Origin of the sequence: Clostridium sp. CAG:43 (genome assembly GCF_000434655.1) — a bacterium.
In the GTDB taxonomy this organism is placed as follows: domain Bacteria; phylum Bacillota; class Clostridia; order Lachnospirales; family Lachnospiraceae; genus Otoolea; species Otoolea fessa.
Window position 1 is genome coordinate 42,298 of sequence record NZ_FR895029.1, and the last position, 25,112, is coordinate 67,409.

Annotated in this window: 25 protein-coding genes; 10 read left to right on the forward strand and 15 right to left on the reverse strand. The window is 50.6% G+C overall.

What is annotated here, in order from left to right; translation table 11 throughout:
- The 5 genes from QVO97_RS02455 to QVO97_RS02475 all read left to right on the forward strand — a co-directional run.
- The coding region (locus QVO97_RS02455) for an MFS transporter (protein WP_369678372.1) at window positions 1-1,218 on the forward strand (1,218 nt) is incomplete at its 5' end.
- 34 nt (window positions 1,219-1,252) lie between these two features.
- A complete protein-coding gene (gene aroD / locus QVO97_RS02460; protein WP_022358827.1) occupies window positions 1,253-2,014 on the forward strand; it encodes a type I 3-dehydroquinate dehydratase in 762 nt (253 codons plus the stop codon).
- A gap of 335 nt (window positions 2,015-2,349) precedes the next feature.
- Complete coding sequence (locus QVO97_RS02465; protein WP_022358828.1) at window positions 2,350-2,970, forward strand: TRAP transporter small permease; 621 nt, start codon at window positions 2,350-2,352, stop codon at window positions 2,968-2,970.
- A gap of 99 nt (window positions 2,971-3,069) precedes the next feature.
- Window positions 3,070-4,278: a TRAP transporter large permease gene (locus tag QVO97_RS02470; RefSeq protein ID WP_369678373.1), complete on the forward strand. Its 1,209-nt coding sequence runs from the start codon at window positions 3,070-3,072 to the stop codon at window positions 4,276-4,278.
- 132 nt (window positions 4,279-4,410) lie between these two features.
- On the forward strand, window positions 4,411-5,457 hold the full coding sequence (locus QVO97_RS02475) for a TRAP transporter substrate-binding protein (protein ID WP_022358831.1): 1,047 nt from the start codon (window positions 4,411-4,413) through the stop codon (window positions 5,455-5,457).
- Window positions 5,458-5,629: 172 nt separating this feature from the next.
- Here the strand turns inward: QVO97_RS02475 and QVO97_RS02480 are convergent, their stop codons facing one another.
- From QVO97_RS02480 to QVO97_RS02530, 11 genes are all read right to left on the reverse strand, one after another.
- Window positions 5,630-6,220 (reverse strand): 50S ribosomal protein L25, encoded by a 591-nt coding sequence (locus QVO97_RS02480; RefSeq protein WP_022358832.1) that lies wholly within the window; start codon window positions 6,218-6,220, stop codon window positions 5,630-5,632.
- A gap of 257 nt (window positions 6,221-6,477) precedes the next feature.
- Window positions 6,478-7,293, reverse strand: a complete 816-nt coding sequence (locus tag QVO97_RS02485; protein WP_022358833.1) for a histidinol-phosphatase — start codon at window positions 7,291-7,293, stop codon at window positions 6,478-6,480.
- A 95-nt stretch (window positions 7,294-7,388) separates the two neighbouring features.
- Window positions 7,389-8,132 carry a YkgJ family cysteine cluster protein gene (locus QVO97_RS02490; RefSeq protein ID WP_022358834.1) on the reverse strand — a complete coding sequence of 248 codons (744 nt, stop codon included), beginning with the start codon at window positions 8,130-8,132 and terminating at the stop codon, window positions 7,389-7,391.
- 2 nt (window positions 8,133-8,134) lie between these two features.
- Window positions 8,135-9,190 carry a threonine aldolase family protein gene (locus QVO97_RS02495; RefSeq protein WP_022358835.1) on the reverse strand — a complete coding sequence of 352 codons (1,056 nt, stop codon included), beginning with the start codon at window positions 9,188-9,190 and terminating at the stop codon, window positions 8,135-8,137.
- A gap of 75 nt (window positions 9,191-9,265) precedes the next feature.
- Window positions 9,266-10,111 (reverse strand): CPBP family intramembrane glutamic endopeptidase, encoded by an 846-nt coding sequence (locus QVO97_RS02500; protein WP_022358836.1) that lies wholly within the window; start codon window positions 10,109-10,111, stop codon window positions 9,266-9,268.
- Between the two features lie 61 nt (window positions 10,112-10,172).
- Window positions 10,173-10,811: an endonuclease III domain-containing protein gene (gene nth / locus QVO97_RS02505; RefSeq protein ID WP_022358837.1), complete on the reverse strand. Its 639-nt coding sequence runs from the start codon at window positions 10,809-10,811 to the stop codon at window positions 10,173-10,175.
- Window positions 10,812-10,985: 174 nt separating this feature from the next.
- The gene (locus QVO97_RS02510; protein ID WP_022358838.1) at window positions 10,986-11,852 is read right to left on the reverse strand and encodes an NYN domain-containing protein; all 867 of its coding nucleotides are present in this window, start codon (window positions 11,850-11,852) and stop codon (window positions 10,986-10,988) included.
- Window positions 11,853-12,248: 396 nt separating this feature from the next.
- The gene (gene rlmD, locus QVO97_RS02515; protein WP_288188749.1) at window positions 12,249-13,667 is read right to left on the reverse strand and encodes a 23S rRNA (uracil(1939)-C(5))-methyltransferase RlmD; all 1,419 of its coding nucleotides are present in this window, start codon (window positions 13,665-13,667) and stop codon (window positions 12,249-12,251) included.
- Window positions 13,668-13,697: 30 nt separating this feature from the next.
- Window positions 13,698-14,288 carry a TIGR01440 family protein gene (locus QVO97_RS02520; RefSeq protein WP_022358840.1) on the reverse strand — a complete coding sequence of 197 codons (591 nt, stop codon included), beginning with the start codon at window positions 14,286-14,288 and terminating at the stop codon, window positions 13,698-13,700.
- 91 nt (window positions 14,289-14,379) lie between these two features.
- The gene (gene aroC, locus QVO97_RS02525; protein WP_022358841.1) at window positions 14,380-15,483 is read right to left on the reverse strand and encodes a chorismate synthase; all 1,104 of its coding nucleotides are present in this window, start codon (window positions 15,481-15,483) and stop codon (window positions 14,380-14,382) included.
- A 25-nt stretch (window positions 15,484-15,508) separates the two neighbouring features.
- Window positions 15,509-16,585 (reverse strand): lactonase family protein, encoded by a 1,077-nt coding sequence (locus QVO97_RS02530; protein WP_022358842.1) that lies wholly within the window; start codon window positions 16,583-16,585, stop codon window positions 15,509-15,511.
- A 397-nt stretch (window positions 16,586-16,982) separates the two neighbouring features.
- Here QVO97_RS02530 and QVO97_RS02535 point away from each other — a divergent pair, with 397 nt between their 5' ends.
- The 5 genes from QVO97_RS02535 (at window position 16,983) to QVO97_RS02555 (ending at window position 21,978) form a co-directional block, all read left to right on the forward strand.
- Window positions 16,983-17,516: a helix-turn-helix domain-containing protein gene (locus QVO97_RS02535; protein WP_022358843.1), complete on the forward strand. Its 534-nt coding sequence runs from the start codon at window positions 16,983-16,985 to the stop codon at window positions 17,514-17,516.
- Between the two features lie 36 nt (window positions 17,517-17,552).
- A complete protein-coding gene (gene potA / locus QVO97_RS02540) occupies window positions 17,553-18,629 on the forward strand; it encodes a spermidine/putrescine ABC transporter ATP-binding protein (protein WP_022358844.1) in 1,077 nt (358 codons plus the stop codon).
- An 18-nt stretch (window positions 18,630-18,647) separates the two neighbouring features.
- On the forward strand, window positions 18,648-19,469 hold the full coding sequence (locus QVO97_RS02545) for an ABC transporter permease (RefSeq protein ID WP_022358845.1): 822 nt from the start codon (window positions 18,648-18,650) through the stop codon (window positions 19,467-19,469).
- On the forward strand, window positions 19,469-21,397 hold the full coding sequence (locus QVO97_RS02550; protein WP_022358846.1) for an extracellular solute-binding protein: 1,929 nt from the start codon (window positions 19,469-19,471) through the stop codon (window positions 21,395-21,397). The genes QVO97_RS02545 and QVO97_RS02550 overlap by 1 nt, the downstream gene beginning before the upstream one ends.
- A 152-nt stretch (window positions 21,398-21,549) precedes the next feature.
- The gene (locus QVO97_RS02555) at window positions 21,550-21,978 is read left to right on the forward strand and encodes a NifB/NifX family molybdenum-iron cluster-binding protein (RefSeq protein WP_022358847.1); all 429 of its coding nucleotides are present in this window, start codon (window positions 21,550-21,552) and stop codon (window positions 21,976-21,978) included.
- 217 nt (window positions 21,979-22,195) lie between these two features.
- Here the strand turns inward: QVO97_RS02555 and trmL are convergent, their stop codons facing one another.
- Genes trmL through QVO97_RS02575 form a run of 4 tightly spaced genes read right to left on the reverse strand, consistent with a single transcriptional unit; the run spans window position 22,196 to window position 24,970 of the window.
- Window positions 22,196-22,690, reverse strand: coding sequence for a tRNA (uridine(34)/cytosine(34)/5-carboxymethylaminomethyluridine(34)-2'-O)-methyltransferase TrmL (trmL, locus tag QVO97_RS02560; protein ID WP_022358848.1), 495 nt, complete (start codon window positions 22,688-22,690; stop codon window positions 22,196-22,198).
- Window positions 22,684-23,859 (reverse strand): aminotransferase class I/II-fold pyridoxal phosphate-dependent enzyme, encoded by a 1,176-nt coding sequence (locus QVO97_RS02565; RefSeq protein WP_022358849.1) that lies wholly within the window; start codon window positions 23,857-23,859, stop codon window positions 22,684-22,686. The genes trmL and QVO97_RS02565 overlap by 7 nt, the downstream gene beginning before the upstream one ends.
- Complete coding sequence (locus tag QVO97_RS02570; protein ID WP_022358850.1) at window positions 23,856-24,338, reverse strand: Lrp/AsnC family transcriptional regulator; 483 nt, start codon at window positions 24,336-24,338, stop codon at window positions 23,856-23,858. The genes QVO97_RS02565 and QVO97_RS02570 overlap by 4 nt, the downstream gene beginning before the upstream one ends.
- 14 nt (window positions 24,339-24,352) lie before the next feature.
- Window positions 24,353-24,970 (reverse strand): AIR synthase-related protein, encoded by a 618-nt coding sequence (locus tag QVO97_RS02575; RefSeq protein WP_022358851.1) that lies wholly within the window; start codon window positions 24,968-24,970, stop codon window positions 24,353-24,355.
- Between the last annotated feature and the right edge of the window lie 142 nt (window positions 24,971-25,112).

A 25,112-nucleotide genomic window follows, 5' to 3' on the forward strand; every position in this document is an offset into this window, starting at 1 on the left:
ATCATGAACAAGAAATATCTGCCAAGTGCACTTATCATGTACTTAAACTACTTTATCCATGGCGTCGGCTGTTCGATTCTCGGACAGGCAGTCATCAAGGAAGCGCTTGCCGCAGCCTGGGGCGTTGAGGCAATGGCGATCACCGCGATTTCCGCTGCTTTAGGACTCGGACGTCTGATTGCACTTCCATTTGCCGGACCACTTTCCGACAAACTGGGACGCCGCATCTCAACCGCGATCGGCAGCGCCTCCTATGCGGTTTACCTGATTGGACTTGCTTTCGCATTCAGCGCCGGACAAAACGGCGGCTATCAAATCGCTTATGTATGTGCAATCATCGGAGGTATCTCCAATTCGTTCCTTGATACCGGTATCTATCCGGCGGTTGCCGAGATTATCAGCAGCGCTCCGGGTGTCGCTACCATGGGAATCAAATTTTTCATTGCGATCGCGCAGATGCTTCTGCCGTTCGTACTCGGTGTTGCTGTGACAACCACCGCCACCGGCATGGTATCTTACAATCCGTTATTTATCGGATGCGGTATTATTTACGCTGTTTTATTTGTACTTATTTTCCTGTTCCCGCTGCCAGATTCTGAGCAGAAGGCAGAGGGCAAATCCGAGGGACTTATCGCCAGCTTAAAACACACAAATTTTTCGTTTGAGTCCATCGCCATGATCGTGATTGGTTTCACCTGCACCGGTACCTTCCAGTTATGGTTAAACTGCGCACAGAACTTCGCAAAAGAAAATGCAGGCTGGGCGAACCCGTCCATCATGCAGACCTACTATTCCGCAGGTACCCTGATGGCGCTCGTTGTTACCTCCCTGCCGACCCGTAAAATCAAGGATGTACGTTTCATCCTCGTTTACCCGGTTATCTGCCTCGTTACTTTGGTTGCCGTACTCATCGGTCACAGCCAGACCCTTATGATTGCAGGCGCTTTCATCATCGGCTGGGCAGGCGCGGGCGGTCTGTTACAGATTGTAACCTCCGTCTGCAACATGCTGTTCCCGAAGATCAAGGGAACCGTAACCGCACTGGTTATGATTGCTTCTTCCTTATGTAATTACACAATTTTGACTGCCGCTTCCAAAATGGCACCATCCCATGTTATGATAATGAATATCGTACTGACTGCCATCGGCGTTCTCTTAGGACTCTTTGTCAATGCCCGCTACGCGAAAATGGTGTCTCTGGCAGAAAGCGACGAATAAATATTTATTGATAAAATGAAAGGATTCTCTGATTATGAATACTATCAAAGTTAGAAATATCGAAATCGGCTCCGGCACACCGAAGATCATCGTTCCGATCGTAGGCGTTACCAAACAGGAAATCATCGACGAGGCCAAAACGTTTGATTCTATTCCGATTGATGTGGTAGAATGGCGTGTAGACTGGTTCGAAGGTGTCTTTGATTTTGAGAAGGTAGAAGACGTCTTAAAGGAACTGCGTGCCGTTCTCGGCGAGACTCCGATTCTGATGACCTTCCGTACCTCCAAAGAGGGCGGCGAGAAATCCATCGAGCCGGAAGATTACGCAAAGCTGAACATCAAGGCAGCTCAGACCGGCTATGTCGATTTCATTGACGTAGAGATCTTTACCGGCGACGCGATTGTAACCAAGATCATCGACGGCGCACATGCGGCTGGCGTGAAAGTCATCGCTTCCAACCATGACTTCCACAAGACGCCGGAGAAATCCGACATCATCTACCGCCTGCGTAAGATGCAGGATATGAATGCAGATATCCCGAAGATCGCAGTTATGCCGCAGAACAAGAAAGATGTTTTAACACTTCTCTCTGCCACTGAGGAAATGACTTCCCTCTATGCGGACCGTCCAATCATTACCATGTCGATGGCTGGCACCGGCGTTATCAGCCGTCTCTGCGGCGAGGTATTTGGTTCTTCCATGACCTTCGGCGCTGCCAGGAAAGCATCCGCACCGGGTCAGATGGGCGTAAAGGAGCTGGAGACTGTACTGGGACTGCTTCACAGTGCGATGTAATATCTGGCTTACCCAGTTATTCGGTTACTGTTCACGCTAACGTGCCCAGTAACTGAATTTGCCGTGGCTTCGCATTTAAATACGGCAAATTCCTGCTGCCACCACGTTTTCTTACGGCACTTTCGGTTTCAAAAGTGCCTATATTATACTTTTAGCCACCTATTTTTTTACTCCCGGAAATCCCTGTACCTGCGGGTACGGAGGGATTCTCCGCGAGACACTCAAGACCTGCTACCTCCATCGCAGGTCTATTATTGTTATCAAGCGGCACATCCGTTTTCAAACGTGCCTGCATAAACAGCAACCCATTATCCGTATTTACAAGGGGATTATTCATGAAAAAAACACTTCACTGGCTGGATGAAAACCTGGAAGAATTTCTGCTGGTTGTCATGCTGGCTGCGATGACACTCATTATGGGAATCCAGATATTTTCCCGCTACGCGCTTGGGCAGTCGCTGTCCTGGTCCGAGGAGGTTACCCGTTTTCTCTTTATCTGGAGCGGTTTTTTAAGCGTCAGCTATTGCAGCAAAAAGTGCCTGTCTATCAAGATCGAACAGTTCGTCGCTGCCTTTCCACGCAGAGGTAAGGCTCTTTTTAAGGTTGTCAACCACACCTTTGAGCTGATTTTTTTCCTCTATATGATCCCATTTGCATACTCTTACATGATGTCCGCCATTCACAGCGGACAGTTATCCCCCGCCTGCGGGATTCCGATGTACTATATTCAGGCAGCGCCGTTTGTTTCCTTTCTTCTGGTAACATTCCGCATTCTGCAGCGCTGGATCATCGAATTTAAGGTTGCCCGCGGCGAAGATGTCTACGATCCGGCCCACCCGGAGCGCAATACACCGGAATCCTTTATCCATGCAAATGCAGATATGCCGGAAAAGGAATCCAATGAAATCGAATCTCTCATCGAGGCAAATACACCATCTGGAAAGGAGAAACACTGATGCCTGCTGCTCTCTTATTTGTTATCTTTGTCGTGCTGCTTGTCATCGCGATCCCGGTATCGATCACGCTCGGTATCGCCTCGGTTCTCCCTTCCGTTTTTGACCCGTCCTTCACGGTCGGCGCTAACCTTCACGGTCGGCGCTAAGTATCTGATCCGCGCCATGTTCGGCGGACTGGATTCTTTTCCCCTGCTCGCCGTGCCGATGTTCGTCTTATCCGGCATCATCATGGCAAAGGGCGGTATTTCCAAGAAGCTGTTTGACGTATTCGCCTTCTTTCTTGGCAATTTTACCGCCGGTATGCCATGCGCGGTCATCGTGACCTGCCTCTTCTACGGCGCTATCTCCGGCTCTGCCCCGGCAACCGTCGCAGCCGTCGGGAGCATGACGATCCCGATTTTAAGCGCCCTCGGCTATGACCGGACTTTCTCTACCGCGATCGTGGCAGTCGCAGGCGGTCTGGGCGTTATCATTCCCCCGAGTATCCCGTTTATCATGTACGGCATGGCGTCCGGTGCCTCTGTCAGCAGCCTGTTCTTAGCCGGCGTCATTCCGGGTCTGATGATTGGTCTGCTCCTGATGCTGTATGCCATCTATCACTGCCGGCGTTACGGCGAAGATAGAGAAAAAATCCACGCTGAAATCCATCTGCTGCACGAAAAAGGGCTGTTCCGGGTGCTGCGCGAAAGCTTTTTCGCTCTCTTAAGCCCGGTCATCATCCTTGGCTGTATCTACAGCGGCATCGCCTCCCCCACGGAAGCAGCGGTTATCTCCGTTTTCTATGCCCTGTTTGTCAGCCTGTTCCTCTACCGGACCATGAAATTCCGGGATATCCCGCCGATTTTTGTGGAAGCGATCCGCACATTCACACCGATCCTCTTTATTCTGGCAGCTTCCACGGCATTTTCCAGAGTCCTGACCCTGATGCAGGTGCCGCAGGCGGTCAGCAGCTTTATCCTGGAGCATTTCAACAGCCCGGTCATGATCCTGCTTGTCATCAACCTGTTCCTGCTTATCGTGGGAATGGTCATGGATACAACCCCGGCGATCCTGATTCTGACCCCGATCCTGCTCCCGATCGTGACAGCGATCAACATGGATCCGGTCCAGTTCGGTGTGATCATGGTTGTCAATCTGGCAATCGGCTTCGTAACCCCGCCGATCGGCGTCAACCTCTTTGTCGCCAGCTCCCTGACCGACGTCCCGATCATGGCGATCGCCAAAAAAGCGATGCCGATGATTGGATTGTTCCTGGTGGCGCTGCTGCTGATTACGTTTATACCGGCTTTGTCGCTGGGATTGTTATAATGCTGAATGGACGCTTGGAAATGTTGAAGTTCCGAAAGATTTCATATAACGACCTGCTTCACGCTTTCAGGCTGTGAATGGAATATTTCACATATGAAATGGATGTTTTTAAATTTGAAAGGATCTCCCATTATGATTTATATTTCAAACCTAGTGTCCCGCCGATGCCGGACTTCTTCCCGATTCGCTGCGGCGCTCATTTCTTCCTCGGTTCTTTTATTCGGCGCCTCGCTCGCGCTGAGCGGCTGCGACTCCAGCCAGGAAGAACAGCGCTATTCCTGGCCACTGGCGACCGCCAGCCCGGAGGACACGGTAACGCAGCTGTTTGCCGAAAAATTTGCGGAGGAAGTACATGACTTAAGCAACGGCGCAATGCGGATTCAGGTTTACGCCAACTCCACACTCGGCGGTGACCGCGACCTGCTCGAAACGTGCGCGGACGGCGATATCCCATTTGTCGTGCAGAACACCGCCCCTCAGGTTTCTTTCATGAAGGATCTCGCCGTTTTTGACCTTCCATGCGTCTTTGATTCGCTGGATGACTGCCGCAAAAAGCTGGATGATCCGGATTTTTACAATCTCATCAGCCAGGTGTACACCGACGGCGGTTACCACCTGCTCGGCATGGCAGATCAAGGTTTCCGCATCATGAGCACAAATAAACCGGTTTACTCCCTGGCGGATTTCAAAGGGCAGAAAATCCGTACCATGGAAAACAGCTATCATCTCGCATTCTGGAAAGCAATCGGCGCCAATCCGACGCCGATGACCTTCAGCGAGGTGTATATCGGTCTCCAGCAGCACACGATCGACGCGCAGGAGAACCCGTATGAGGTCATCGTCTCCAACCGTCTCTACGAACAGCAGGATTATGTGGTCGAGACGAACCACCTGCCGCATCTGATCTCCCTGATTGTCAATGACGATTTCTTCCAGAACCTGACTCCAGAAGAACAGAAAATCATGACGCAGGCAGCCAAAACCGCGACCGAGTATGCCAGAGAACAGTCCGACGCGCGCATCTTTGACCGTATCGCTACGATCGAAGCGAGCGGCACCGCGATTTTAACTCTCTCGGATGAAACGCGCGATGCCATCCGGGAGGCGGCTGGAAGCGTATATGAGAGTATCCGCGAGAATATTGATCCGGAAATTTATGACGCATATATGGAGCCATAACCTCATCTTCTTTTACCGTCTGCAAAAAAAGTTCATACAAAATTCAAAAGCGGATATACCGACCATCTGGTCAGTACATCCGCCTTTTCTCATGTTTCAATCATTCCGCGAAACTTTTTATCTTCCTTGCGGACAGCATCCCGTTTCGCTTCATCCTGGCACTGCGCTTCAATTATTTAGCTTCTTCTGCGTCAGCCTCTTCATCGGTCTCCGGTACATTGTTGTGAACCGCTGTGACGGTAGCAACTACTGCCTCCAGATCGGTCAGAATATCAATGTCTTTATCTTTTGCGATCGAAAGGTCTTTGACACGAATCGTATCACCAATCTCCATCTCACCAACATCAACTTTGACTTTCTCAACCAGTGCAGCCGGTAATGCGCGGTACGATACTTCTTTCAGTACCTCCTGCAGAACGCCAGCTTCTACCTTGTCGTGGTTCTCGAAGATAATCTCAGCAACGGAATGAACCTTCTCATTGCTTACCAGCGCCTGGAAATCTATCTCTACAACCTGATTTGCCATTGCATCATAGTCAACTTCCTTGATCAGGACATCGTAGACTTCGCCTTCTACATCCAGCATAATCTGTCCGCCCTTGGTCTCGGTCTTCAGCAGACGATCCACGTCTTTCTTTTCCATCTTAACGGGAATGGAGCCCTGAATCTTCTTGCCAAATACGTTGCCTGTTACATAGCCTTCTCTTCTGAGTCTCTTTGCCTTAACATCCATGCTTCTTTTTTCAGCTTTTAAAGTAGTCATTTGTCTTTTCCTCCAAAAATCTGATCTGCGTCTTCCGCACACCCTGTGTGGAAAACACATTGTGCTTAGCAGCCCTCAGCCATGGGGTTTTGTTAAGTATCTATCTCCTTGTTACGGCTCATATTATAGCAGGGTTCTCTGAAAACGATTCACTAAAAATAAAAATACGATTCACTAAAAATAAAAATATTTCGGCTTTATTTTCAGCATTTTTAAGGTTGAAATTTAGAATTTGTATATTTTTCTTTCTGTCTTTTTTATACAAGAAGTATCTCCCTAAATCCGCCACCCGGTTTCAGGGCACACACACTTTTAAATCCACACGCCACCGCCAGCTCCTGCGCCTGCTTAAACCCATATCCGATCGTGTCGGTACTGTGGCTGTCGGAGTTGATGAGGATACGTCCGCCGCAGGCACACAGCTCTTTTAACAGAGCTGCGGACGGGTACGGCGCACTCCGGTAGCCGCGGGACATGGCGCCTGTGTTGATCTCAAACGGAATCCCCAGAGCCGCCAGTTTGTGCATCGCCGTGATCGCCGGTTCCAGATAGGCGTCTTTCGTCTCGTCAAAATGTTTATATCCCTCGTTAAATTTTGTCAACAGGTCAAAATGTCCGATGAAATCGCATTTTGTCCGGTCATAAATCTGCGCCTCTGCCTCGAAATACTCCCGTGCAAAGGCGTACCAGTCGCCATGCCACAGCGTCTCGACTGCTTTTACCAGTTTCTCTTCCGTATCATCCACACAAACATACTCGCCATCCTTGATGAGCGCATGGGTCGAGCCGATCGCGTACTCTGCTTTCTGCACCGGTCCCAGTCCATCCAGCTCGATCCCGATATAGAGATTCATCTTTCCCCGGTATTCCTCCCGGAGTTCTTGAAGTTCTTCGGTATACTCGCGAAGCTTCTCGTCGTCCATCCCGAATCCCGGCTCAAACATCGAAAAATCAGCATGTCCTGAAACACCAAAATCGGTCATTCCCATCCGGTATGCCGCCTCCACCATCTCCCGCGGCGTACTCTTTCCGTCGCAGAACGTGGTGTGGGTGTGAAAATCTGTATGAAGCATCGGTAATCTCCTTTCTTATTTCACTCTGCCAAAACGGTTCAGCCTCTTCACAGCTGCGGGAAAACATCCTTGCGGATTTGTCTTCAACAAGGGATTTATCGCAAACTCCGCTCCACCATCTGCATCCGCTTTTCAAACTGCTCGTAAAAGTCCTTCTCTCCATCATACGGAAGCAGATAGAACAATTTCATAATCAACAGATTGCGCCGTTTTTCGCGCTCGGCTGCCGCAGCAGCACGGTTTTTCTTCTGTATCTCCTGTTCCTCCGGCGTTCCGATGCATGGTTCTGCCAAAAGGTTCTGCGCCGCCTCCGTTTCCGCCGTTCTTATATCTTTTAAGAAATAATGCCACCGGCTGATATACGCCTCATACCGCTTTAAATCTGGCGTATCGATCCATTTTTTCACTTTGACTTTCGTCCGGTTTTCCTTTTTACACTCATGAATCTGGAGAAAATACTGGAAACTTCCATTTTCATAAAAGCGCCCCAGTGGAAACAGGCGGCAGATGCCCGGCCGGTATGCATGGATCCGGCAGCGCCCTGCTTCATCGAGAAACCCACAGGCTTCATCCGCCCCGCTCCGGAGCGCCAGATTTGGCAGAATCTGTCCGTCCACGACGTTCCACTCTACCTTTTTTTCCTCCAGCAGATGTTCCAGCGTGTCCCCGCGCAGAGCGGTCAGACGGTACACATCATATGGATCCAGCACGATCGAATTACCCATTCCGTGGCAGCACGCCGAACAGCCCCGGCAATCATCGCATCCGGCTTTTACCATATCGTCCCGGCTGTACAGCTTTCCATCTGAAATCTCCGCCATCGTTACATTACGTTCCATCTCTACTTCTCTCTTTCTGCCTCAATCCGATCTAAAATCTCCCACAAATGTTCCAGATCCGCCTCTCTGGTCGCCCAGCTCGTCGCAAAACGGACAACGGTGTGATCCTCGTCATACCGCTCCCAGAAGCTCACGGAAACCTCTTTTTCAATCTGCTCCATCCGGTCATTTTCCAAGATCACAAACTGCTGGTTGGTCGGGGACTCACGGAAAAACGTATAACCGCGCTGTTTTAACCCTTTCTTTAAAGCCGCCGCCATCTCTACCGCATGGCGTCCCAGGCGCTCGTACAGCCCGTCTGTAAACAGCACGTCAAACTGGATTCCCAGCAGGCGTCCCTTTGCCAGCAGCGCGCCCTGCTGCTTGATCCGGGTAATAAAATGCGCCGGAACATTCTTCTTCTCACCAAATACAACTGCCTCTCCGCAGAATGCGCCCACCTTCGTGCCACCGATATAAAACACATCACACAGATGCGCGATCTCCGAAAGACTCAGGTCATTTTCCTCTCCCGCCAGACCATATCCAAGACGCGCTCCGTCCAGATAGAGCGGGATTTCATACGAACGGCAGATCTCCGAGATCGCCTGCAGCTCCTTCCGGCTGTATAAGGTTCCGTATTCCGTCGGATGGGAAAGATACACCATTCCCGGAAATACCATATGATCATTGTTTGCGTCCGCCTCGAAATTTTGCAGATATTCCTGCAGATCCGCCGGATCAATCTTCCCATCTTTTTCCGGAAGCTGCAACACCTTATGCCCGGTGTACTCGATCGCCCCGGCTTCATGAATACTCACGTGCCCTGTCTGCGCTGCCACTACGCCCTCATACGGTGCAAGCATGCTGCTGATCACGACCGCATTCGTCTGGGTACCGCCCACCAGAAAATAAACCTCCGCCTCCGGGCATCCGGTCGCCTCCTGTATTTTTCTGGCGGCACTCTGGCAGTACCGGTCCATGCCATATCCCGGCAGACTCTCCCGGTTCGTCTCCGCCAGCTTCTGGAGTATCTCCTCGCAGGCGCCCTCTGTATAATCGCTTGCAAATGAAAGCATCGTAGTATCTCCTCCTGTTCTTTCTTCGAGCAAACACAATCCTGCGTTCTCGAAATTGTTTGTATTCTTATGTCCTCACCAGTGCCAGAGAAGCCCCCGCATCAGCATCGCCGTCAAATTTGCTGCACTGTGAAATAACACAGGTTCCCACAGACGGTTCTTTTTTTCATACAGCCACGCCAGTATAAGTCCCATGAGCGCCGCATAAATCCCCTGCGCCCAGTTTCCATGCACCAACCCGAAAAATGCCGCCGATCCAAGTGCCGCCCAGAAAAATGGGAGCGCCATACGCAGGCGCTCAAATAAAATGCCGCGAAACAGCAGTTCTTCGGAAAGTGGGGCGGCAATGCCCATGAGAAAGAACTGCTGCCACAGAGCGCCGGAAAATAAAGCGGCGGCGCCCTCCGATGCACCCTTTCCCAGCGCTGCCGCAAGCATATCCCCCTGAGGCATTTTCAAACACAGAGACACCGCTTCAGCTGCCCGCCCAGTCATCCGAACCTTTTGCACTGCAATATGCAGCACTCCCAGGAAAATCTCCTTTTTTTCTAATGCCCAGAAAATCATGTTAAACACAGCGCTGAACGCAGCTGCCCCCAGCAGGATTTTCCACATATCCGGCACTTTTTCCCAGAAATATCCACTTTTCTCTCCCTTTGTCGTCTTTATCTGTGGAGAGACCTGCTCTTTCATCCCGTCTGCCTCTGCTATGCGCCTGTTTTCTTTCTTTTTCTGGATCCTCCGCCAGTAAAATGGATAAATCACAACAACTGTAAGCAGCGACGAAACGATTCTTCCCATATTTCCATTCAGATGCCCCAGCACCTCCACGCATCCGCCGATTAAATCGCTGATGACGCATGGAAAAAACATCTGCCAGACGATGCGCCAATCCGCTGTCTCCTGCCGTTCTTCGTCCATTTTTCTGCCTCCTGTCATTCTTTTCCTATCTGCATCTGTTTCCATGACTTTTTCAGACTTTCTACTCCACGCCTGCCTTCGCGCAGATATCCTGCAGACAGCATTTATCACAGTACGGTTTCGTCCGCGCTGTACAGACTTCGCGCCCGTGATACACCAAACGATGACAGAAATCACTGCCTTCTTCCGGCGGAACCAGCTTCCAGAGCGCCATTTCCACGCGCTTCGGGTCCTTGATTCCTTCCACCAGCCCTATCCGGTTTACCAGGCGGATGCAGTGCGTATCCGTGACGATCGCCGGTTTTCCAAACACATCCCCCATAATGAGGTTGGCGCTCTTTCTGCCGACTCCCGGAAGCTTTAACAGAGCGTTAAAATCATCCGGCACATGCCCGCCGTACTCGTCTCGCAGCATCTTCATACAGGCGCTGATGTCCCGCGCCTTACTGTGTCCCAGACCGCACGGCTTCACAATCGCCTCGATGTCTTCCACCGGGGCATCCGCCAATGCCGCCACATTTGGATATTTCTCAAACAATCCCTTGACTACCACATTGACACGCGCATCGGTACACTGCGCCGCCAGACGGACACTGACCAGCAGCTTCCACGCCTGATTGTAGTCCAGCGTACAGCCCGCATCCGGATATTCTTTTTTCAGGCGGTCAATTACCTCTAGTGCAAGCTCTTCCTTTGTCATATTCCTGTCTCTCCTATCTGCTATCCTTCACTTTTCAATTTACAGTCTGTCTTTGTAACAGCTGACACAACACTGATTGTCATATCAAGTGCAAACATTATTGCAATCTTTTATTCCATACCAGTCACAGCCGCTTCTGCAACTTTTTATTCTCATACGAACCGCATATGCTTACTATTCTTCCGCGTCCGCATCCTTCTTCCGTTTTCCGCCGCGCCGTACCTTGGAAAGTACCGGCTTTTCTTCTTTCTGTTTGACACGCACATAGATGATCGACAGAATCTTATTGTGCGGATTGCGCGCTGACCGAACCTCAACGGAATCAAACAGCTCGATAAACTGCTTCAACTTAGTGCATTTATAATTTCGCGGGTCAAATCCCGGCACACGCTTTGGAAGATTGTCTCCCAGCTCCGATAAATCCACCCATCCGTCATCGTCCGCATGTGTGTTGATGATCGAGATAATCTCTTTCTCCATCTCCTCCATGTTCGGAATATTGCTGACTGCATTCGGATCGCTTTCTTTCTCTGCCTCTTTTCTGGAACCATCCGCCTCACTCTCCTTGCGCGTCTGCGGCAGGGACGGATTCTGCGACGGATTTTCATCGTTTAATAAAATATCCAGGAATTTAAATGTCTCACACGCCGAGACAAATGCATTCGGCGTCTTGCGCTCTCCCATGCCGATCACCGTCATGCCTGACTCACGCAGGCGCAACACCAACTTCGTAAAATCACTGTCCGAGGTGACGATACAGAAGCCATCCACATTGCCCGAATATAAAATATCCATCGCATCGATGATCAGCGCCGAATCGGAGGCATTTTTCCCCTGCGTATAATTGTACTGGAAAACCGGCGTGATCGCATAGTCGCGCAGGTTCTTCATCCACGCCCGCACGCTCGGCGTCTGAAAATCGCCGTAAAGGCGCTTGTATGTCGCACTTCCATAATTGCTGACCTCATCTAAAATCAGCTTGATATACTTGCCGGACACATTTTCCGCATCGATCAGTACGGCTATTTTTTTGTCATCCATCTCCTGTTTCCTTTCTCAAATACCGCTCAAAATATTCTCTGCCGCTTTCATCAGGACGCACTTTCCTTTGAAATAAAAAGGCACCGGAACTTTCGCACGGTCGCATGATCGTGACTCTGAAAGCCTCCGGTGCCGGAATTTCTCATTTTCACACCGCCGAAACGGTCGTGATCGACAGCCGATACAGCTTATCTATAAGTGTATCACGTTCATGAGAAATCAGCAAATATTCTTTTTATTGTTCAGGCAAATGGATTCTCCGCCTTATAAAGCATTCCCTTCGGCTGGTTAAAGCCAATCTCCGGGATGGCAAAAATACCGATGAAACCAAAGGAATGCGTCGCGACCGGAAGCACCTCGCCCTGTGCGATATACGCACGCAGGATACCCTGAATTTTACACTTCTCTTGTCGCTATCTTTTTAGTTAATAAAGCTACCGTCTCAACATGCCCGCTCATCCCGAACATATCACAGCATCTCACGCGCTCCACCGCGTATCCTCTTTCATCCAGATACTTCACATCGCGCGCCAATGTGGCGGAATCGCAACTGACATAGACTACCCGCTTTGGCTGCATCCGGACGATCGTGTCGAGGCAGACGCTGTCACAGCCTTTGCGCGGCGGATCGACGACGATGACATCGGCATAGACCTGATTTTTCTCATACTCCCTTGGAAGTACCTCTTCAGCTTTTCCGACGAAAAACTCGACATTTTCCATGCCATTTAATGCCGCGTTCCGGCGGGCATCCTCGATCGCCGGAGGGACGATCTCTACACCGTACACTTTCTTCGCTTTCTGCGCCAGAAACAGGGAAATGGTTCCGATTCCGCAGTACAGATCCCATACAGTCTCCCCATCGGTCAGCCCCGCGTATTCCAGCGCCGTTCCATAGAGTTTTTCCGTCTGCACCGGATTGACCTGATAGAAAGAAAGCGGCGAAATCTGGTACGATACATTTCCGATTTTATCTGTGATATAGCCCGGTCCGTATAAGTTTACAAGCTCCGCACCAAGAATCACGTTTGTTTTTTCCTGATTGATGTTGTAGGAAATACTGGTCATGCCAGGGACTTCTTTTAAGCGTTCCACAAAAATATCCGCGTGCGGCAGCTTCTTTCCATTGATGACGAGACAGACCATCAGCTCGCCGTTTGAAAATCCCTTCCGAATCAATGCATGGCGAATCAGACCCTTGTGCGTCTCCTCGTCATATGGCGCAATCTGGTATTCTTCCATGATTTTCTTGATAATATCCAGAATTACCGCATTTTCTTCGACACCCAGCAGGCAATCCTCCGCTTCCACAATATGGTGGGTGCGTCCCGCGTAAAATCCGGCAATGATTCTTCCATCCTTATCACGCCCAAACGGAAACTGTGCCTTGTTGCGGTAGCGCCACGGGTGCTCCATCCCCAGGATCGGCTCCATCACGATGGTTTTATCCACAATCACACTATCTGCCTGCTCCGGCAGCCGCAGATTCTCCATCCCGCCGATCCGGCGCAGGTTATTGTAGACCTTGCGCTCCTTAAAATGAAGCTGCGCCTCATAACTCATCATCTGAAGCTGGCAGCCGCCGCACTGTCTTGCGACCGGGCATTCCGGCATCACGCGGTCTTTGGATGCTTCCAGCACCTCCATCAGACGGGCAAAGCCGTAATTTTTCTTCATTTTCATCGCCCGCGCCCGGATCCGATCCCCGATCACGGCATCTTTTACAAACCAGATATAGCCGTCCTGCTTTCCGATCCCGGCTCCATCTTCGCTCATATCTTCGATTGTCAGTTCAAATTCATCATTTTTCCTGATTTCCACGTTTTTTTGTACTCCTCATTTTCTTTATTTCGCATCCAGATAATGCGCCCGCTCTCCGCCAATATATTTCAGCCTCGTTCTCGCACACGTCACATGGGCGCCGCCGATCGCACGGATCGAGGTCCGCACCGGAACTGCAACCGGGCGCAGGTGCATACCGATGAAAGTGTCTCCGATATCGATGCCCGCGTGTGCCTGAATCCGCTCTACGGCTGTCGGATGTTCAAATCCCGCATAGGCTGCCGTTGCAAAGGAACCGCCTGCTTTTAGCTGCGGCACGACGTTTACCATCTCCAGACCATATTTTTCCGCCGCTTCTTCTTCCACAATCAGCGCCCGGTTCAGATGTTCACAGCACTGTGCCGCCAGATAAAGCCCCTGCGACTTGGTAACTGCATACAGCTCCTCAAACACCGCTTTTCCAATCTCGGCGCTGGAATAGGAACCGATCTTATGCGATGCAATCTCGCTGGACGAGCATCCGACCACCAAAATCTGTCCCGGCTTCATATTTGCCGCACTGAGAAGTTCCTCTGCGGCAATCCGTACCTCCTGGCGCAGCTCCTCTAACTGTCCTGCTGTCTCTATTTCTTTTGAAATTCCTGTTGCACTCATCCTGCTGCCTCCTGATTTAATGCCAGAAAAAGCCGCGGACCAAACAGGCTGAGCCCGCCGCAGCTTTTCCAAAATTTTTATTTGCATTCCCTTACTTCCGGTAAAACTCCTGAATCCGATCCAGCCTCGCCGTCATGCCGCCCAGCAGCATATCCGCCGCCGCAAATGCCGCCATCGTCTCAACCACGACAACCGCTCTCGGCACAATGATCGGATCATGGCGTCCCTTGATGCTGATGCCGATCTCCTCGCCGCTCTTATTGACGGTTCTCTGCTCTGCGGCAATCGACGGGGTCGGTTTAAATGCCGCACGGAACACAACTTCGCTTCCATCCGTCATACCGCCTAAAATGCCACCTGCATGGTTCGTCGCCTTGCCGACACTTCCATCCGGATTCATGACAAATGCGTCGTTGTTCTCGCTTCCTGCCATCTGCGCCGCATGGAAACCCTCTCCGATCTCGAAGCCTTTAACGGCACCGATCGAGCAGATTGCCTTTGCCAGATTCGCATTAAATTTATCAAAAACCGGTTCACCAAGCCCTGCCGGAAGACCGGCAATCACGCATTCCACGATACCGCCAGCAGAATCTTTCTCCGCCATCTTCCTTTCCAGATACTGCTCTGCCTCTGCGGCTGCGGCAGCATCCGGCATATACAGCTTATTCTTTTCGCATTCTGCCAGATCAAACCGATCCGGCGCCACTTCCACCGGTCCGATTGCTTTCGTGTATGCTTTTACCCGAATGTTCAAGGATTCCAGCAGCTTTGCCGCGATAGCGCCTGCTGCCACGCGTCCGATCGTCTCGCGTCCCGAAGAACGTCCGCCGCCCCGGTAATCCCGGAAACCGTATTTTTCATCGAAGGTATAATCTGCATGTCCGGGACGGTAATAACTGGCGATCTCACTGTAATCCTTCGAATGCTGATCCTGGTTCCGCACCAGCATCGAGATCGGCGTGCCCGTCGTCCGCCCTTCAAAAACGCCTGACAGGATCTCCACCGTATCGCTCTCGCTGCGCTTCGTCGTAAAACGGCTCTGCCCCGGTTTGCGGCGGTCCAGATAACGCTGAACGTCTTCCTCACAAAGCGCAAGCCCCGCCGGACAGCCATCTACGACCACGCCCACGCCTGCTCCGTGGGATTCGCCCCACGTTGTCATTGTCAGTATTTTTCCGTATGTTGATCCTGCCATTCTCGCTATTAACTCCTTCTGCCATTTAGTCTGCTTTCTTTCCTCTCGTAGGTACCTTTGTAATCACACAGCAGTTCGGCTCATTCACCGAAATACTGCGTCCGCTCATCACCAGCAGTTTCTCCTTATATTCCACCTGGAAGAAAGAAATGCTGTTACTGCCGTGGTTGATCGACGCCAGATGGTTTCCATCCGGGAAAATCGCGATATCCTTCGGGTAATCTCCACTGATCGGCAGACAGCAGAGCAGCTTCAAAAGCCCCGTCTGTGCATCGCGCTCGTAGACACTGACTGAATTATCGCCCGCATTGCTGCAGAACAGATGTGTCTCGTCCTCGGACATCCGGATCGTGCACGCTGCAGTCAGCTGGCTGGTGCGCTCCGGTGCGGTCGATGGAATCGTCTGGATCTTCTCGATCTTCGGCACACGATCGCCCGTTTCATACGTGTATACATCAATCACATTTTTGATTTCATACATCAAATACAAGAATTTTCCATCCTTGCTGAACATGAAATGTCTCGGACCAGATTCCAAATCACAGCGGATCGCGTCCACCAATGAAAGTGTTCCCTTCTCGCCATCAAACCTGTAAATCTTGACCTGGTCAATTCCCAGATCGGCTACCAGCAGGAATCTGCCATCCGGTGTGCGCTCCGCACAGCTCACATGCGGGCGGAACGTGCGCTCTGCCACGCTTCCAAGTCCCTTGTGGTAAACGCCGTCGGTCACTTCCCCGATAGAACCGTCCGGTTTCAGGCGGACCACCGTCTCCTTGCCGTCATGATAGCCGGATACGAAGATAAACTTGTCCTCCGCATCGGTCGCGATATGGCAGCCGCGCATCGCCTTGATATTTGCGCTGTTCACACGGCTGAGTGCGCCATTTTCCAGAATCCGGAACGCCACAACGCCCTCGTCCGCGATGGAATAGAGCATCCGCCCGTCATGTGAAACGGTTAAATAGGAAGAGTTGTCCACTTCCACCTCGCACCGGTAGATAAATTTTCCCTTTTTTTCATCCACATCATACACGGTAATTCCCTTTGCCTGACCGTTGTATGAGTAAGAACCCACATATGCCATATACTTATCCTGCATGAAATGTTCCTCCTTTGATCCCCCAGAACCGTTATAACGGTTTCTATCAAATTATCTGCCCCTATTTTATCATCATACCGCCATTTTTGCACCCTTTTTTCACACAATTTGAGAACCCCCGGATTTTCCCGTTTTTTTCCTTGACACCTCCCCCACATTCTGTATAATAGATACTCGGAAGCAAGTTTATTATTTCTAAACAAAAAGATTAATTTTACATTCATTTTAGAATTTCTAAACTTTCATCTTACTTTTGCATGCTTCTAAAAAACGCCGGACGGATGGTTTTCCCACCCGGTTTTTATAAAAAAGAATGTGCCCTAGCGCATCCTCGCGGAGCGTTTTTTGTTTTATAGGACGCAATTTCCTATGAAACCAGGAAAGGAGGTTCCCTCTGTTGAGTATAGGAGGAAAATTAAAGGAACTGCGAATTTTAAAGGGTCTGACGCAGGAAGAGCTGGCTGACCGCGCAGAGCTTTCGAAGGGATTTATCTCCCAGGTAGAGCGCGATCTGACCTCCCCGTCCATCGCTACTTTGATGGATATTCTCCAGTGTCTCGGCACAACCATAGGGGAGTTTTTCAACGAGGCTCCGGAAGAGCAGATTGTATTTGAAAAAAACGACTATTTTATCAAGGAAGATCCGGAACTGAAAAATGAGATTCAGTGGATCATCCCGAACGCCCAGAAGAACACGATGGAACCGATCCGCCTGACACTCGGTGCCGGCGGCTCCACCTATCCGGACAGCCCGCATGAGGGTGAGGAATTTGGCTACGTTCTTTCCGGCAGCATCCTGATTCATCTGGGGAACCGGACGTACAAAGCCAAAAAGGGCGAATCTTTTTACTATACGAGCGACAAGACGCATTACCTTGAAAGCCGCTCCGGCGCGACGATCCTCTGGGTCAGCTCGCCGCCAAGTTTCTAATACTACACATTATTTTACTATTTACGGAGGAAACCCATGAGCCAGCCATTAATCGATTTACAGCATATCTCGAAACGCTTTGACGACACCCTGGTCCTGGATGACTTGAGCCTTTCAGTAAAGGAAAATTCCTTTGTAACGCTCTTAGGTCCCAGCGGCTGCGGCAAGACGACCACGCTCCGCATCATCGGCGGATTTGAATCCCCAAATACAGGAAAAGTAATTTTCGGCGGCGAAGACATCACCAAGCTTCCGCCAAACAAGCGCCAGCTAAACACCGTATTCCAGAAATACGCACTGTTTCCGCATATGAGCATCGCAGATAATATCGCATTTGGGCTAAAAATTAAGAATAAATCAAAAGCATATATTGATGACAAAATTAAGTACGCTTTAAAGCTTGTAAACCTAAACGGCTTTGAGCATCGCAGCATTGACTCTTTGAGCGGCGGTCAGCAGCAGCGTATCGCCATTGCACGTGCGATTGTCAACGAGCCAAAGGTCCTGCTTCTCGATGAGCCGCTCGGTGCCCTAGATTTAAAACTGCGCCAGGACATGCAGTACGAGCTGATCCGTCTGAAAAATGAGTTAGGCATCACTTTTATCTATGTTACCCACGATCAGGAAGAGGCATTGACGATGTCCGATACCATCGTTGTCATGAACCAGGGTTATATCCAGCAGATGGGTTCCCCGGAACAGATCTACAACGAGCCGGAAAACGCATTCGTTGCCGACTTCATCGGCGAGAGCAACATCGTGGACGGTCTGATGATCCACGACGAGCTGGTTGAAATCTTCGGTGCGAAATTTGCCTGCGTCGATAAGGGATTCGGAACAAACCAACCGGTAGACGTTGTCATCCGCCCGGAGGACATCGACCTTGTAAAACCGGAGGAAGGCACGCTGCAGGGCATTGTCACCCATCTGATTTTTAAGGGCGTCCACTATGAGATGGAAGTCACCACATCGGACGGCTATGAATGGCTGGTTCACAGCACGGATATGTTCCCGGTCGGCGAGAAGGTCGGCATCCATGTAGACCCGTTTGACATCCAGATCATGAACAAGCCGGCGTCAGAGGACGAGGAAGCTGTGGGCGTCAATGAATAGAAAGGAGTCGGACTTAGCATGAAATCAAACGTGAAACGGCTCTTCGCCGGTCCTTATATTCTCTGGATGATCGGTTTTACCATCATCCCGCTCCTGCTGATCGTATACTACGGTCTGACAACCAAAAGCGGGGCATTTACACTGGCAAATGTCTGTTCCATCACGACACCGGAGCATATGAAGGCGCTGCTCTTATCCCTGGGTCTGTCTCTGGCTGCGACCGCCATCTGCCTGCTTTTGTCCTATCCGCTGGCTTTGGTGCTGCGCCGCCGCGGCATTGGGGCAGGCAGCTTCATGGTATTCGTCTTCATCCTTCCGATGTGGATGAATTTCCTGCTCCGCACCCTCGCGTGGCAGACGCTCCTGGAGAAAAATGGCGTTATCAACGGCATTCTTTCCTTTCTCCATCTGCCAAATATTGCCATCATCAATACCCCGTGGGCGATCATTCTGGGTATGGTATACAACTTCCTGCCTTTCATGATTCTCCCGATTTATAATGTGCTGGCAAAGATCGACGACAATACCATCAACGCCGCCAAAGACCTGGGTGCAAACAATTTCCAGACACTCATTCACATCTGGATTCCGCTCAGCATCCCGGGCATCATCAGCGGCATTACCATGGTATTTGTCCCGGCGCTGACAACCTTCGTTATTTCCAGTCTCTTAGGCGGCAGCAAGATCCTGCTCATCGGAAATGTCATCGAGCAGGAGTTCACCAAGGGAAGCAACTGGCACTTAGGTTCCGGTCTCTCGCTGGTTCTGATGATTTTCATTTTACTGAGTATGGCGCTCATCGCCAAATACGATAAAGAAGGGGAGGGCAATGCGTTCTAATGAAACACAACCGCTTAAAACAGTTTTTCCAGGACTTTTACCTGGCGCTCATCCTGCTCTTTTTATACATCCCGATCGTGACCATGATCGTTTTGTCCTTTAACAACACAAAATCGAGAACCGTCTGGGGCGGTTTTACCACCCGCTGGTATACGCAGATGTTCCAGGATTCCGCCATCATGAATGCCTTAAACAATACGCTGCTCATCGCGTTTGCGTCGGCTCTGATCGCGACCGTCATCGGCACGATCGCCGCCATCGGCATCAACAGCATGAAACGGATTCCGCGCACCATCGTCATGGGAATCAACAACATCCCGATGCTGAACTCCGATATCGTAACCGGTATCTCCCTGATGCTGGCATTTATCGCGTTCGGTATCTCTCTCGGATTTAAAACCGTGCTGATCGCGCATATCACATTTAATATTCCATATGTGATATTAAGTGTCATGCCGAAACTCAAGCAGACGAATCGGTACACCTACGAAGCCGCTCTGGATCTCGGCGCCAGCCCGCTGTATGCTTTCTTCAAGGTCGTATTTCCGGACATCGTCCCGGGTATCCTCTCCGGCTTTTTGATGGCATTTACGATGTCCCTCGATGATTTTATCATTACGCACTTTACAAGAGGTGCCGGTATGGATACCTTATCCACCCTGATCTACAGCCAGGTGCGCCGAGGCATCCAGCCGACGATGTACGCCCTGTCCACGCTGATTTTTGTGGCAGTCCTAGTGCTCCTGCTGATCACCAACTTTGCCCCGGAGAAAAAATCCACCGGCAATGCGACTGTGATTGACACAGAGACCATCAATCGCCGCAAACGCAACAACCAGATCAAGAACGGCATTCTGGGACTTGCCTGCACGCTGATTCTGCTTGTCGTTGGTTTCAGCACCTACAGCCGCTACACCACGACTCATTCAAACGAACTGTACGTCTACAATGCAGGCGAATATATTGATCCGGACCTGATTGAGGAATTTGAACATGAAACCGGAATCAAGGTTACCTACGACGTATTTGAGACACTGGAAGAAATGTATCCGGTCATCGAAGCCGGCGGCGTCAACTACGATGCAGTCTGCCCATCCGACTACATGATTCAGAAAATGAAGGAAAATGACCTGCTTGCCGAACTCAACTTTGACAACATTCCAAATGTCAAAAACATTGACCCGCAGTACATGGAAATGTCCAAGCAGTTCGACCCGGAAAACAAATATTCCGTGCCGTACACCTGGGGAACCGTCGGTATTCTTTATAATACGAAGCTCATCGAAGAAAAAGGACTTCCGGTTCCGACCAAATGGTCCGATCTCTGGAATCCGGCTTATAAAGGCGAGATCCTGATGCAGGACAGCGTCCGCGATGCCTTCATGGTAGCGCTCAAAAAAGACGGCTTCTCTGCCAACTCGACCGACGAAACCGAACTCCAGCAGGCAAAGCAGGATCTGATTGACCAGAAACCGCTCATACAGGCTTACGTCATCGATCAGGTGCGCGATAAGATGATCGGCGGCGAGGCAGCCATCGGCGTCATCTACTCCGGCGAGATCATGTACATTCAGGATGAGGTGGCCGCGCAGAACCTCCCATTCTCCCTGGAATACGTGATCCCGGAAGAGGGAACCAACGTCTGGCTCGATTCCTGGGTGGTTCCGAAAAATGCGAAAAATAAGGAAAACGCAGAAAAATGGATCAATTTCCTCTGCCGCCCGGATGTCGCAGTCAAAAACTTTGAGTACATTACCTACGCGACGCCAAACAAGGCAGCCAAGGAAATGCTGGACGAAGAAATCCAGAACAACAAAGCCGTCTTCCCAGATGCAAAGCAGCTGAAAAACTGCGAGGTTTACCGGTATCTTGGGGATGAGGCGGACGAGCTTTATAATAGTTTGTGGAAAGAAGTTAAGTCGGATTAAGGGGCTTGCTCCTTCAAATCATAATTGTAAAAAAGAATGTGCCTTGGCATATTCTCGCGCCGAGCGCGGTCGCTTGCGACATGTTTCTGCTTCGCGCGATATTGATTTTTCAATTCTAAGCGCTATACTATCTCTAAAAAAGGAGGTCACTCATGAAAATTTCAGTTCCTTATGAAAACGGAGAAATCTGCTCCCACCTGGCTCAGGTGAAAGAATTTTTAATTTTTGATGTAGTTGACGATGAGATTATTTCCACCAAAACCGTGAAACAGACCTATGCAAACGATCCCGGCGCGCTGGTCGAATTTCTGAAAAAGGAAAATGTCGCTGTGCTCCTCTGCGACGCCCTCCCGATCCCGATGATGATCGCCCTACGCGAAACCAGCATCCAGGTACTCGGCGGCGCAAAAGGTGCTCCCAAAGACCGCGTCGAAGACTTCTTAAACGGAATGCTTCACTTTGACCGGAGCGGAAATAACGGACCATCCTGCGGCGTCCATCCGTCCGATAACAAAAATGGCACTGACTCCGACGCCGAATGCGACGGAAATATCAGTGCCTGTGGAACCTGGTGCCATTAATTCCTATTTCGTCTGAAACCAGTCGTTTCCACTTCTAATAAAAGATTCTGTCCCACACGTGCAGAATCAGCGTTCAGATTATCAATTGTACGCATCTTGAGCCATATGTACGTCTGGGGCGGACGATAAGTCCGACACAGGCGAACATATGTAGCGAAAGCAAGCGAACAATGATAATCTGAGACGTTGATGGCGCACGTGTGGGACAGAATCCACCTTATTTCCACTGGAGGTGATGCAGATGCCCCTCCGTATTCATCTTCTCAAACCCATTCTGCCGCAGCGCCTCATACAGAATGATCGCCACCGAGTTTGACAGATTCAGGGAGCGCGTCTCGCCCCACATCGGGATGCGGACGCAGCGCTCCGGGTCTTCGATCAGGAGTTCTTCCGGGATGCCGCGGCTTTCCGGTCCGAACATGATGTAGCAGTCCGGATCATAGTGAACGTCCGTGTATACCTGCGTTGTCTTCGTGGTCGCCATATACGGGCGCGCGCCCGGATTCTTCTCCAGAAAATCTTTAAAATCGCTGTAAACTGTCACGTCCAGATGCGGCCAGTAATCAAGGCCCGCTCTTTTTACCATTTTATCATTTAATTTGAAACCGAGAGGCTCGATCAGATGAAGCCGCGTGTTCGTTGCCACGCAGCTTCGTCCTATATTTCCTGTATTCATCGGCATCTCCGGTTCATAGAGTACAATATTTAACATTTCTTCTCTCCATCTAACCGCGCCACAAACCGCTTAATACGCTCGATCGCCTTCTGCAGATCCTCCAGCGAATACGCATAGGAAACGCGCAGATAGCCCTCGCCGCAGTCTCCAAACGCGGTGCCCGGCACAAGCGCCAGCTTCTCTTCCTGAAGCAGGCGGTTTGCAAATTCATCCGAGGTCATGCCAAACCGTTTGATGCACGGGAACATATAAAATGCTCCATACGGCTCAAAACAGTCCATACCAAGCGCCCGGAACTCCCTCAAAAGATATTTGCGTCGCTCATCATACGCTTTTTTCATACGGGCAATGTCCTCATCGCCGTTCCGCAGGGCATCTACCGCTGCATACTGGCTGGTGGTCGGCGCGCACATAATCGCGAACTGATGGATTTTCAGCATCTGTTTTAAGATAAGCGCTGGAGCCGCCGCATAGCCGAGACGCCACCCGGTCATCGCATATGCCTTGGAAAATCCGTTGATCAGCACCGTGCGGTCACGCATCCCGGAAATCTCCGCGATGGAAACGTGCTTGCCGCTGTAGGTCAGCTCGGAATAAATTTCATCACTCAGCACAAACAGATCCTTCTCCTCAATCACCTTCGCGATCGCCTCCAGATCGGTGCGGTTCATGATCGCGCCCGTTGGATTGTTCGGGAATGGAAGAATCAGCACCTTTGTTTTCGGTGTGATTTTCTCCAGCAGCTTCTCCGGCGTCAGACGGAACTCATCCTTCTCCTCCAGCTCAATAATGACCGGCGTACCGCCCGCCAGCACCGTACACGGCACATAGGAAACGTAACTCGGCTGCGGAATCAGAACCTCATCGCCCGGATTGAGCATCGCGCGCAGGGCGATATCAATCGCCTCGCTGCCGCCGACTGTTACCATCACTTCTGTATTCGGATCATACTCAAGGCGCTGACGACGTTTCAGATAATGGCAGATCTCCTGGCGCAGTTCCTTTAAACCAGAGTTCGACGTATAGAAGGTACGTCCTTTTTCCAGCGAATAAATACCCTCCTCGCGGATATGCCACGGTGTATCAAAATCCGGTTCGCCCACGCCCAGGGAGATCGCGCCCTTCATCTCGCTGACAACGTCAAAAAACTTCCGGATTCCGGACGGCGGAATATTTACAATCGTATCTGATAATGGGTTTCTCACGGAACAATCAACATCCTTTCATCCTGAGGACCGTCGCAGAGAACGGTACCATGGTCTTTGTATTTTTTAAGAATAAAATGGGTCGCGGTACTCAGCACAGAATCGATCGTGGAAAGCTTTTCTGCCACGAACTGTGCAACTGCACGCATGGTTTTCGCCTCGATCATAACGGTAAAATCATAGCCGCCGGACATCAGGTATACCGAAGTCACCTCGCTGTACTGATAGATTCTCTCGGCAATCTTGTCAAAGCCCATCTCGCGCTGCGGCGTTACCTTTACTTCGATCAGTGCAATGACCTTCTCCTCATCTGTATTATCCCAGTTAATCAGGGTATGGTAACCGCAGATGATATGTTCATTTTCCATTTCGGCGATCTCCGCCGCGACCGCAGCTTCATTTTCCCCGAGTAAATCCGCCAGCTCTTTGACGCTGATGCGGCTGTTTTTTTCAATGACCGCTAAAATTCTCTCTCTCACTTTACTACCTCCTGTTAATGGGATTTTGGTAAGTCTTTCATTTTATCTATCTCATCCGGTTTTGGCCGGTCAAGAAAGCTATGTACTTCGCCGCTGTAAATCTCGCGTCCGATCGCGGTGCGCGTCCGACCGATGAGCGCCGCCGGAATGCCCTCTCTCTCCAGATTCCGGAGCAGTTTCGGACCGCTAGACGCCGTCAGCAAAATGCAACCCTGCGACTGTAAACGGTATGGATTGAGGTCAAATACCTCGCAGACCTCCACTGTCTCCTGGCGGATCGGAAGTTTCCTAAGATCCATCTCAAATCCGAGTCCGAATCCATCAAAAAAATGCCACAGCGCTGCCATGACGCCGCCCCCGCCCGCCGGATACCACGCAGATGCGCCGAGACGGGTCAGCACTTTCCGCTCTTTATGTGCAGCAAATACCTCCAGAAGCGGAGACGGATTCCATTTCTCATAGAGATTCTGGCATTCTCTCACATACCGTGCAGAAAATCGGTTCAAAAGCGCCGCCTCGCCGCTTTTTGCCGCCATCGAGGTACCAAGAAGCGCGGTGTAACCGACCGCCAGAAGATCCTGCTCGGCTTTCATCTCCCCGTATGCCTCGAAAATTTCATCTTTTATGTTCATTCTGATTCCTTTCCCAGCTTCACATTCAAGTACAGTAATTTTCTGCGTTTACCACGCCATGTTACCACAAATCTCTGCTCTCATACCATCACTATATATGATCCGATATAAGCTATCACTCCATCGGCGGCGCTGCTTCCTG

Bases quoted from the DNA above. Each gene is read 5' to 3' on its own strand.
- QVO97_RS02500 (WP_022358836.1), bottom strand. From the start codon at position 10,111: ATGGACGAAGAACGGCAGGAGACAGCGGATTGGCGCATCGTCTGGCAG.
- QVO97_RS02465 (WP_022358828.1), top strand. From the start codon at position 2,350: ATGAAAAAAACACTTCACTGGCTGGATGAAAACCTGGAAGAATTTCTG.
- QVO97_RS02530 (WP_022358842.1), bottom strand. From the start codon at position 16,585: ATGCAGGATAAGTATATGGCATATGTGGGTTCTTACTCATACAACGGT.
- QVO97_RS02495 (WP_022358835.1), bottom strand. From the start codon at position 9,190: ATGCTTTCATTTGCAAGCGATTATACAGAGGGCGCCTGCGAGGAGATA.
- QVO97_RS02480 (WP_022358832.1), bottom strand. From the start codon at position 6,220: ATGACTACTTTAAAAGCTGAAAAAAGAAGCATGGATGTTAAGGCAAAG.
- QVO97_RS02545 (WP_022358845.1), top strand. From the start codon at position 18,648: ATGAAATCAAACGTGAAACGGCTCTTCGCCGGTCCTTATATTCTCTGG.
- QVO97_RS02575 (WP_022358851.1), bottom strand. From the start codon at position 24,970: ATGAACATAAAAGATGAAATTTTCGAGGCATACGGGGAGATGAAAGCC.
- QVO97_RS02475 (WP_022358831.1), top strand. From the start codon at position 4,411: ATGATTTATATTTCAAACCTAGTGTCCCGCCGATGCCGGACTTCTTCC.
- aroC (WP_022358841.1), bottom strand. From the start codon at position 15,483: ATGGCAGGATCAACATACGGAAAAATACTGACAATGACAACGTGGGGC.
- QVO97_RS02510 (WP_022358838.1), bottom strand. From the start codon at position 11,852: ATGGATGACAAAAAAATAGCCGTACTGATCGATGCGGAAAATGTGTCC.
- nth (WP_022358837.1), bottom strand. From the start codon at position 10,811: ATGACAAAGGAAGAGCTTGCACTAGAGGTAATTGACCGCCTGAAAAAA.
- aroD (WP_022358827.1), top strand. From the start codon at position 1,253: ATGAATACTATCAAAGTTAGAAATATCGAAATCGGCTCCGGCACACCG.
- QVO97_RS02490 (WP_022358834.1), bottom strand. From the start codon at position 8,132: ATGGAACGTAATGTAACGATGGCGGAGATTTCAGATGGAAAGCTGTAC.
- QVO97_RS02520 (WP_022358840.1), bottom strand. From the start codon at position 14,288: ATGAGTGCAACAGGAATTTCAAAAGAAATAGAGACAGCAGGACAGTTA.
- QVO97_RS02555 (WP_022358847.1), top strand. From the start codon at position 21,550: ATGAAAATTTCAGTTCCTTATGAAAACGGAGAAATCTGCTCCCACCTG.
- trmL (WP_022358848.1), bottom strand. From the start codon at position 22,690: ATGTTAAATATTGTACTCTATGAACCGGAGATGCCGATGAATACAGGA.
- potA (WP_022358844.1), top strand. From the start codon at position 17,553: ATGAGCCAGCCATTAATCGATTTACAGCATATCTCGAAACGCTTTGAC.
- QVO97_RS02550 (WP_022358846.1), top strand. From the start codon at position 19,469: ATGAAACACAACCGCTTAAAACAGTTTTTCCAGGACTTTTACCTGGCG.
- QVO97_RS02485 (WP_022358833.1), bottom strand. From the start codon at position 7,293: ATGCTTCATACAGATTTTCACACCCACACCACGTTCTGCGACGGAAAG.